The sequence below is a fragment of the uncultured Mucilaginibacter sp. genome (genome assembly GCF_937859865.1).
In the GTDB taxonomy this organism is placed as follows: domain Bacteria; phylum Bacteroidota; class Bacteroidia; order Sphingobacteriales; family Sphingobacteriaceae; genus Mucilaginibacter_A.
In genome coordinates, this window is sequence record NZ_CALMAT010000022.1 from 1 (window position 1) to 9042 (window position 9042).

Consider the following 9042-nt stretch of genomic DNA (forward strand, 5'->3'; position numbering starts at 1 on the left):
CTACAATAGCGGCAGTCTCTTTTCGATATTTGTCGTTTTTAAACAGCTTCTCAGCTCTATATCAAACTTTGAAAAAGCAGGACAGCCTTTTATTCGATGTCGGTTTTAACACCTGCAATTTGCCAGCATTTGAAATGCTGGTTAGCGACAACTTCGAGTTTTACCATGACCAGGCCGGTATGATGTTAACAAAAGCCGCATTCATCAACAGTGTCAAAAACAATGTATGCGGTTTGAGCTACAAAGCCAGCAGGGTACTAGAGCCAGGCAGCATAGATGTATATCCGCTTGAAAAGAACGGAGTAATGTATGGAGCTATACAAACCGGCGTCCACCGCTTTTATGCCCTTGAGCCGGGTAAACCTTTATATTTTACCAGCCGCGCAAAATTTAGTAACGTCTGGAAAATAGAAAACGGCCAATGGAAGCTGATCCGAAGTTTGAGTTATGACCATCAGGAAACAGAAGCCGGAACACCTAAGCTTGAAGATGTAGCTGGTGTTGAAGCATGGCTAAAGCAAAATAAAGTACCGGCACTGGCACTTGGTTTGATTAGTAATGGCAAGCTACAAGAGATTAAAGTTTATGGTGAATTGGATAAGGGAAGACCAGCTTCGTACAATTCAATTTTTAATGTGGCCTCTTTAACAAAGACGGTAACTACGATGCTTACCCTGCGGTTAGTGAGTGCAGGTAAGTGGTCTTTAGATGAACCGCTTTATAAATATTGGACAGACCCCGATGTAAAGGCTGACCCGCGTAGCAAAATACTAACAACGCGGCATATTCTTACTCAACAAAGCGGCTTTCCAAACTGGCGTTGGCAGCTAAAAGATAAAAAGCTAGCTTTCCAGTCTGATCCCGGAACAAAATACGAATATTCAGGTGAGGGCTTTGAGTATTTGCGCAGGGCATTGGAAGCCAAGTTCTATAAACCATTGAACCAGTTAGCTGATGAAATAATTTTTAAACCTCTGGGCATGACCGACAGCCATTTTACCTGGGATGCCCGGATAGATGAATCCAGGTTTGCCGTGCCACACGATACCAGTGGCAAAGCGATGCCTATCGAGAAAAACACGGTTCCCAGCGGAGCTGACCAGTTAAAGACGACAATCGCAGATTATGGAAAGTTTATGCTTGCAGCAGCAAACCACGAAGGAATTTCAGAAGACATTGCCAGGCAAATGATCAGCCATAACACCAAAACAAAAGATGGTCGTTATATTGGTTTGAGCTGGTTTATTTACGCCCCTTTGGGCGATGGTGAATATGCGATCTCGCATGGCGGCGATGATCCCGGTGCCCACTCTATTTGTTTTCTTTTGCCCAAATCAGGACGGGGCATTATCATCTTTACCAATTCAGAGAACGGAACCAAGCTTTATCTTGATCTCATTAAAGCCTATCTTAAGGAAAAGGGACAGACAATTATTGACATTGAACTGAAATAGTTCCTTGGTAATATCTTGAAGTTACCAGCCTTACGAGCTTTACTATGATCGTTATGACCTGACGTTTAATTTTGATCCATTAACCCGAACGGTAGTAATGAATGCCGGTAGTAATGTATTTTCATTTATAAAAGATAAATGATTGTTAGAGGTGTTTGAAATTTGCTTGTTAATATTTACATACTTCTTTTATCACCTAAAAAAATGTCAAGTATTTGTTTTTGGTTTATTTGAATTGATGCAAACATCAATTTCTACTGGATAAAAGAAGCATTATGATTAATCTTGAGCATATTGAAAGATTTGGTATGAATTTAAACAAGCTCTAAATATTGTTACATTAACAATCCCTACTTCTTAATACTATTCGCAATGTAAAACTCCAGCGCCAACTGTTTTACGCGTTCGTTTTTCTCGCCAAAAATTTCGTCGGTTGATTTTTGTTGCAGCAAGGCCAAAATTTCTACCTGCATCTGGAAGATCATTTCTACTTTTGCGCTGTTGATGCCCAGCTCTTTTATCAAAATGGTGTTGATATCAAATTCGCTGGCGGCACTGGTTGCCGGTGTATTTTCTCCTTCGGTTTGGTTCATGGCGATGCTGTTTTTATCGGTATAAATTTTGTTTTTAAAGACTGGTTTTACTTTTTGTAAAGGTCTCTTAACGTTTGTTTCAACGTTTTAACAGCGGGCACGGCCGAAGGTTTTTTATTGGCAAACAAAGCTGCGGCATCGTCTTCATCGCCATAAAAAGCATTATCGGCTTTTTGGTCAATATCCAACGAAGAACCGCTCAAACTGATCCCGGCAAACAAACCTTTGCTGCGCGAATAAGTATAAACTTCGGATTCTAATTTATAATCTGTTCCGGCAGAAGAGCTACGGCCAAGCGGACCGGCAGCTACAGAAATATCGCCGCCCAACGTAAAACTGCTTTTGCCGATTTCTAAAAGGGAAGTTTTGTTTAGGAAAACCAGCACCAAATCAACCGATTGTATGCCGGCCTGAAAACCAAAACTACCGCCCGTCATGGTCAAAAAAACCGGGTTGCTCCAGGTCCCGTTGTCGTTTTTAACCATCGCGATGCCTTTTCCGCGTTTGCCACCAATCATAAACCCGGCATTGATCAAGCCCGGAATAATGATGATGCCTTCTGTTTTTTGCAACAGTTGTTTGGGGATGCTTTCGCGCAGCTTGCCAAATTCCTGGATTACGCGGATGGAAGTATTTAATTTTTGCTGCTGTTTATCTTGCGCCTGTGTAGTTGCCGTAAACGAAAAAAGTAGTGCTAAAAGAAGTACGCGGTGTTTTAAAGAGAGAAAAAAGTTCATGGTTAATAGTTAATGGTTAATGGTTGAACAATAACCCACAACCCGGCGTTTTATTGCACGGCTACAATTGCGTGTACCAGTTGCGCAGGCGTACATCTATTTTGGGGTCTTTATTGTTCACCAGTTTTTTAAACTGCTCAATGTCGCTCAATTTATTGCCTGGCTGGCGGTAATGATAAGGATAAACCACAGCCGGTTTAAAAGCCAAAACAGCATCTGCTGCAGGCGCAACATCCATGGTGTAAGGCGGGTTCATGCAAACAAAAGCTACATCAATATTTTTTAGGCTGCGCATGTCCGGCGTGCCATCAGTATCGCCCGAAATGTAAACCCGTTTTCCACCAAAAGTCATGACGTAACCATTGCCCACGCCTTTTTTGTGCCGCGCCGTTTCTTCGGGGATATTGTAGGCGCCAACAGCTTCGATTTTAATATTTTTATACGTCGAGTTCTGGCCATTGCCTAAAACCGTAACCTTGGCAAAGCTTTTGTTTTTAAGCTGATCTACTACTTTTTGCGGCGCAATCAATTCTGTTTTGGTTAAATCGAGTCCGCTTAAAGTAGCTTCGTCCAAATGGTCGCCATGTTCGTGGGTGATGACGATCAAATCCGGTGCTTTCCTATCTTTAAATCTTTCGGCACCGCCATAAGGATCAGCAAAAACGGTTAAACCGTTCCACTGCAAAACCAAAGCAGCATGAAAAACAGGCGTAATTTCGAGGTTGCCTTTTTTGGTCGGAAAAACATCGGCTTGGGCAAAAACCGAAAAAAATGGCAGTAAAAACAGTAGGGCAAAAAGATATTTTTTCATCAGGTGTTCATTTTTAGTTAACATTCAACTTTTACACCAGCTTTCGGTGTCGCCATTTAAAAAGAAAAATGGCCGAAAAAGTTTTTGCAACTTATCGGCCATGCTTCTTTTATCGGTATAAATTACATTTTGGCAGTTTTGGCTTTGTTGGCTTTGTAGCGCATATCGGGTGTCCCGTCTTTTTTCATCGGGCCGGCGGCCATTGGTTTTGCTGCCTGGTTGGCTTTGAAACGCTTGTCGGGCGTTCCGTCTTTTTTCATCATGCCAGCAGTTTGTTTAGTTGCAGCTGCTTTCATGCTGGTTTTGGCAGTGGTTTGGCTGGAAGTAGCTTTTGCCGGAACTTGTGCAAAACCGGCAGTTGCCATAAAAGCAAGTAACATTAAGGCACTGAATAATTTTTTCATGTTGTTTTGATTTTTAGTTGCACTAATATACGTTTTTAAATTATTTGTTTATCTGTTACAAAAAACATCAATACTGTTTTTACAAGGTAAATTTTAGCAAACTGATACCGCGGCGTTTTATAATTTTTAAAGGAATGCGTATCATTGCAACACACCAGACTTCGTAGCTCAGCCGGTAGAGCAAGTGACTCTTAATCACTGGGTCCAGGGTTCGATCCCCTGCGGGGTCACTATAATTGGGGACAAGCGTAAGAAAATTACGGCTTGTCCTTTTTGTTTTGAGGCTGGTTTAAGTTAGAAATTGTGAATGGATGATGGTTCACATAGATTATAGTTCATTGTATAAAAAGACAAAATTTACAGGCATAAAAGAAGCATCCTAAACCAGGTTATGATTTAGGATGGGCTTCAGATTTTTAACAGTTATTAACTTTAGGAACTATGCAATTATAAATCAATTGCTTTTTTGTTGCCCTAAAGTAACGATCGGTTCAGGGTAATATTTACTTACGGTGATGTATGCAAAATTGTCCCAGTTGTCATTGTCTAAAGTCCTTAACCCTAATTTTGAAGATGCATTAGCCAAAGGCAGTTCTACCTTAACATTGTCCTGCATCCCCCACAAACTTTTGCCGTCGTACCAGTAGGCTGCCCGCCGCCATTTGTCGGTAATCACGGTGTTTGCAGCTTTAACTAACGGGGCGCTTTTGAGGCTGTTTAAACTTGCGCTATCATAAATCATTACATAATTTGTGCCGATACCGGCCACATCGGTATGGTCGCCAAAACAAAGCCAGTGGTCCCAGCCGCCAACGCCGGCACGTGTCCAGTGTTCGTCTGCGCCACCGCGCTGATAAAGTGTCCGGACGATCATTTTTCCTGTTACGTTAAAGTTTGCCGTAATTATGCCGTCCTGGCCATCGCTTTCGCGCAATTTTAACTGGCCGCCCTGCTCTTCAACTTCGCCGATAGAAACGTTGTTCCATTTTTTTGAATAGTTGCCCTCTTCAAAATCATCAAAAAACAAAAACGTGGCATTGCCATTGGAAACCGCCGGAGCGTTGGCATTGCCATAATACATATACACTGCGTTTTGGGCCTTGGATTTTAAAACAGGTACTTTTACCCAGATGATGCTCGTGCCATCCACATTCCATTGTTCTATCCAGTAGGACAAACCCTTGGCATCCATATTTCCGGCGGCTGTTGAAAAACGGATATCGGAACCATCGGCTTTGGCTTTTGTATAATCAAATTCTTTGCTGTCAAGGCGGATTTGGATTACGGCATCAGCAGCCTGACCGGCAGGGTTCTCAATCGTGATTTTTCTTTTGAAACCCCATTTGTCCGCCGAAAACTTGACCGCTTTTACTTTTTTATGCCCCGGTACTGCCGAAGCCTTTGCAGGATCAGCATAAAAGAGAAAAGCAACACCAACGATAATTGTACCTATTTTTAGCAATAAACTTTTCATAAAATTACATTTGAAATTAGAAATCATTGTTTAAGGAAATTAGAATTTAGAAAAATCGATCACTTAAGTTTTTTATTTGGGGCGAACAAATTGGCGCTCTTGTTTAAAATTTGTTCATCTGTTTAGGATGCTTCTTTTATCGGCTAAAAATTATTGACATAAAAGAAGCATGATAAATTTTCATGACAAAATTTAAACAGGCTCTAACAAATATAAAATGAAAGCCGGTTTAAATTTATATTAAAAAAGCACATAATGCTTCTTTTAGCATATAAATTTTGTATTGGTGTTTGATGGCTATAAACCATGAACCATCAACTTTTTACTGAAAAATAATTTGCAATGCTTCTTTTATGCCTGTAAATTCTGTCTTTAAAATTATTTGAATTCTTCAAATAACCGATTGATAACTACAAACAGGCAAGCTGCTTTCTTTGCCATCTTTGCTAAACAAAAAAACAAGATTAAGATGGAAAATAAAAACAAGATTGCCCTGGTAACCGGCGGCAGCCGCGGGTTGGGCAAAGACATGGCATTACGCCTTGCCGAAAAAGGGATTGACATTATTTTAACCTACAACAGCAAAGCAGAAGAAGCCCAAAACGTGGCGGAACAGATAAAACAAAGCGGAAGAAAAGCGGCAACACTGCAATTAAATACCGGCGATATCAAAAGTTTTAATGCTTTTAAGGAGAAACTCGGGCAGGTTTTGAATGCCGAATTCGGAACTGATCATATTGATTTTTTGATCAACAACGCAGGTATTGGCGGCTACAAATTGATAGGCGAAGTAACGGAAGAATTTTTTGACGAACTGCTGAACATCCATTTTAAAGGCGTTTATTTTCTGACACAGGATTTGCTTCCGCTGATGAATGACGGCGGTGGCATCGTAAATGTTTCCAGCGGCCTCGCCCGTGTCTCTTTTCCAAGGTCTTCAGCCTATGCTGCCATGAAAGGTGCGGTCGAGGTGTTTACACGTTACCTGGCCAAAGAATTAGGTGCACGTAAAATCAGGGCAAATGTGGTTGCCCCCGGTGCAATTATGACAGACTTTGGCGGCGCACACCTGAGAGAAAGCGAGGAGTCGCAAAAGCAAGTGAGCGCTGTTACGGCCTTGGGCAGGCCAGGCGTGGCCGAAGACGTTGGCGGCGTGGTTGCTTTTTTATGCACCGAAGACGCACGTTGGGTTAACGGCCAGCGTATAGAAGTTTCGGGTGGGATGCTATTGTAAAGCGGCAAGGCCACCAAGCAAAAAGCAGGCAGGTAAGGCTGCCTGCTTTTTTGTCTTTAACCCAAATTTGCTTAACTTTAATTCAACACAAACTGAAACCTTAAATTGATTTTTGCAAATGGCTATGATTTCCAACACATCGTTAAATGATTTTTATCAAAGAAATGCGGCTGCACTTCCCGAAGGCATCACGAAGGAAATTGGCCATTTCAATGTATTTGAAACCGAAAAACTTTTCGACAAAAAAACCGGTGCGCGCATGATGCCTTATAGCCGCAGGGCTTATTACAAAATCGGTTGGCTACGGGGTAAAAGCAAAGCAGAGTACGCCGATAAGGTGATCGAAATTCAGGAAAACGCCTTGCTGTTTGCCACACCAAAAATCCCTTACCACTGGCTGCCCGAAGACGGCAACCAAACCGGCATGTTTTGCATCTTTACGCCCGACTTTCTTTCCAAAGGAAAAACAGGCGTTGCGCTAGACGAACTACCGATCTTTCAGCCCGGACAATTGCCGGTATTTCAACTTTCTGCAGAAGAAATTAAGGAGATTGAATACATCTTCCGAAAAATGCACAAAGAGTTGGGCGCGGATTACAAATATAAGTACGACCTGCTGCGCAATTTGGTGATGGAGCTGATCCACTACGGGCAAAAGTTGCAGCCGATATCGGCTATCAGTAATGCCCAAAACGCTTCAGAACGGATATCTTCGTTATTTATAGAACTGCTGGAACGGCAGTTTCCGCTCGAACCTTCCCACCAAAGGCTCAACTTGCGCACGCCAAAAGACTATGCCGACCGCCTGGCCGTACACGTAAACCACCTTAACAAAGTGCTGAAAGAAGCAACCGGCAGCACCACTACCGAAACCATCAGCAAAAGGTTGATCCAGGAAGCTAAAATCCTGCTGAAACAAACGCATTGGAGCGTGGCAGAAATTGCCTACACTTTAGGTTTTGATGATTTGGCGCATTTTTCCAACTACTTCAAAAAACAAACTGCTTTGGCGCCCTTGGCCTTTCGGGCCTGATGGTGTTGAAATTTTGATGCTTCTTCCCTCCGCTTTCTTGTGATGCTTCTTTTATGCCATCAAATTTGTTTAAACTTTTTGTGTTTTCAAGAACAAGAAATGGTTCATAGGAAAACAACTCGTCCCCCTGGCCCCCTTCAAAGGGGGAAAAGGGCCAGGGCGCATACCTTTCATCTCCAACCTTTGAAACGATAGAAAGGTAGGCGTCAGGCTTCCCCCTTTGAAGGGGGTTAGGGGGATGACTTTAAATTTGATGCTATAAAAGAAGTATTGCAGAAAAAACACAACACCCATAAATTAAACAAACTCATCAAAATTATTAAATGTGTAGCTGGCTCTTCTATTTTGAGGAAGCTCTCAACACCGATTTTTATACGATAAAAGAAGTATTGGTCCCTTCGCATTTAAAAAATTTCGGCTTGCTCCTTTTTATAAAATAATGATAATTTAGCCGCCAGAACCTTTTTTAAAACCTGTCCATCAACACCAATTATTGACTGATCAATTTCATCTTCTAATTTGGCCAAAGCTATTGCCCGGCCAAAAGGCATGACCTTAACTAACTCTGACCAACATGCGCATCAGCTTGTCAAAACTTGTAATTGCATTAACCGGCATCAACATCGCCCTGTCTATCGCCGGATGCAACCCAAAACCGCAAGGCAACACCACAAATACGCGGTTGCAACCTTCCATCACAAGCAAAAAAGACCTTTCTAAAATCACGGTTGGCTACTGTTCGCCCTCGCTCAACGCTTCTTTTTACGTTGCCTTAAACAAAGCTGTACAGGCCAATGTAGAATCGTACGGCATGAAGTTTATTTCGGTGGATGGGCAGGGCGACATCACCAAACAAATTACCGGGATTGAAGACATGGTGGCCAAAGGCGTTAAAGTTTTAATTATCAACCCTTTGGATTATAAGGCATTGGTTTCAACTGTAAACGCTGCAACACAAGCCGGCGTAGCGGTGTTTATTTTGGACAGTTATATTGACCCTTCTGCGCATTATGTTTCTTCGGTTTTTGCAAACAATACGTTGAACGGCGAACTGGTTGGCGAATGGGTGGCCGAAAAAATGGCGGGCAAAAAAATCAACGCGGCCATTATCAGCGGGAACCAGGGCAACGAGGCCGGAAAAGAAAAACGCCTGGGCTTTTTAAGCGGCCTTGCCGAAGGGCAATTGCGGACGCAGGGAAAAACGAACTTCACGGTCATTTCGCAGGGCTGGGGCGGCTGGGCCAATAATGAAGGTTTAAAAGCGATGGAAGATATTCTTTCTGCCCACCCGGACATTAATGT

Annotated in this window: 10 protein-coding genes and 1 tRNA gene (1 of these 11 only partly in view); 5 read left to right on the top strand and 6 right to left on the bottom strand. The window is 42.4% G+C overall.

The window, feature by feature from the left end; genetic code table 11:
• The coding region (locus Q0192_RS02760; protein WP_299285733.1) for a class A beta-lactamase-related serine hydrolase at positions 1 to 1454 on the top strand (1454 nt) is incomplete at its 5' end.
• 350 nt (positions 1455 to 1804) lie between these two features.
• Here the strand turns inward: Q0192_RS02760 and Q0192_RS02765 are convergent.
• The 4 genes from Q0192_RS02765 to Q0192_RS02780 form a co-directional block, all read right to left on the bottom strand.
• Entirely contained in the window at positions 1805 to 2047 is a 243-nt protein-coding gene (locus Q0192_RS02765) for a hypothetical protein (protein ID WP_299285736.1), read from the bottom strand.
• 47 nt (positions 2048 to 2094) lie between these two features.
• The gene (locus Q0192_RS02770; protein ID WP_299285739.1) at positions 2095 to 2784 is read right to left on the bottom strand and encodes a lipid-binding SYLF domain-containing protein; all 690 of its coding nucleotides are present in this window, start codon (positions 2782 to 2784) and stop codon (positions 2095 to 2097) included.
• Positions 2785 to 2845: 61 nt separating this feature from the next.
• The gene (locus Q0192_RS02775; RefSeq protein WP_299285742.1) at positions 2846 to 3595 is read right to left on the bottom strand and encodes an MBL fold metallo-hydrolase; all 750 of its coding nucleotides are present in this window, start codon (positions 3593 to 3595) and stop codon (positions 2846 to 2848) included.
• A 122-nt stretch (positions 3596 to 3717) separates the two neighbouring features.
• A complete protein-coding gene (locus Q0192_RS02780; protein WP_299285745.1) occupies positions 3718 to 3999 on the bottom strand; it encodes a hypothetical protein in 282 nt (93 codons plus the stop codon).
• A 157-nt stretch (positions 4000 to 4156) separates the two neighbouring features.
• Between Q0192_RS02780 and Q0192_RS02785 the strand changes: the two genes are divergently transcribed.
• Positions 4157 to 4229: transfer RNA gene (locus Q0192_RS02785), tRNA-Lys, on the top strand.
• Between the two features lie 224 nt (positions 4230 to 4453).
• Here Q0192_RS02785 and Q0192_RS02790 read toward each other — a convergent pair.
• Positions 4454 to 5473: a DUF2341 domain-containing protein gene (locus Q0192_RS02790; protein ID WP_299285748.1), complete on the bottom strand. Its 1020-nt coding sequence runs from the start codon at positions 5471 to 5473 to the stop codon at positions 4454 to 4456.
• A gap of 469 nt (positions 5474 to 5942) precedes the next feature.
• On the opposite strand from Q0192_RS02790, the gene Q0192_RS02795 reads away from it, so the two are divergent.
• Together Q0192_RS02795 and Q0192_RS02800 are read left to right on the top strand one after the other, a co-directional pair.
• Complete coding sequence (locus Q0192_RS02795; RefSeq protein ID WP_299285751.1) at positions 5943 to 6707, top strand: SDR family oxidoreductase; 765 nt, start codon at positions 5943 to 5945, stop codon at positions 6705 to 6707.
• A gap of 118 nt (positions 6708 to 6825) precedes the next feature.
• A complete protein-coding gene (locus Q0192_RS02800) occupies positions 6826 to 7740 on the top strand; it encodes an AraC family transcriptional regulator (protein WP_299285754.1) in 915 nt (304 codons plus the stop codon).
• 404 nt (positions 7741 to 8144) lie between these two features.
• On the opposite strand, the gene Q0192_RS02805 is transcribed toward Q0192_RS02800, so the two are convergent.
• Entirely contained in the window at positions 8145 to 8267 is a 123-nt protein-coding gene (locus Q0192_RS02805) for a hypothetical protein (protein ID WP_299285757.1), read from the bottom strand.
• A gap of 47 nt (positions 8268 to 8314) precedes the next feature.
• Here Q0192_RS02805 and Q0192_RS02810 point away from each other — a divergent pair, with 47 nt between their 5' ends.
• Positions 8315 to 9042, top strand: the 5' portion of a protein-coding gene (locus Q0192_RS02810; protein ID WP_299285760.1) for a substrate-binding domain-containing protein. Its footprint extends 307 nt past the window's final position; only the first 728 of its 1035 coding nucleotides appear in the window; its start codon is at positions 8315 to 8317; the stop codon falls past the right edge of the window.

Coding starts and splice junctions, on each gene's coding strand:
- Q0192_RS02795 (WP_299285751.1), top strand. CDS start 5,943: ATGGAAAATAAAAACAAGATTGCCCTGGTAACCGGCGGCAGCCGCGGG.
- Q0192_RS02775 (WP_299285742.1), bottom strand. CDS start 3,595: ATGAAAAAATATCTTTTTGCCCTACTGTTTTTACTGCCATTTTTTTCG.
- Q0192_RS02800 (WP_299285754.1), top strand. CDS start 6,826: ATGGCTATGATTTCCAACACATCGTTAAATGATTTTTATCAAAGAAAT.
- Q0192_RS02770 (WP_299285739.1), bottom strand. CDS start 2,784: ATGAACTTTTTTCTCTCTTTAAAACACCGCGTACTTCTTTTAGCACTA.
- Q0192_RS02765 (WP_299285736.1), bottom strand. CDS start 2,047: ATGAACCAAACCGAAGGAGAAAATACACCGGCAACCAGTGCCGCCAGC.
- Q0192_RS02790 (WP_299285748.1), bottom strand. CDS start 5,473: ATGAAAAGTTTATTGCTAAAAATAGGTACAATTATCGTTGGTGTTGCT.
- Q0192_RS02780 (WP_299285745.1), bottom strand. CDS start 3,999: ATGAAAAAATTATTCAGTGCCTTAATGTTACTTGCTTTTATGGCAACT.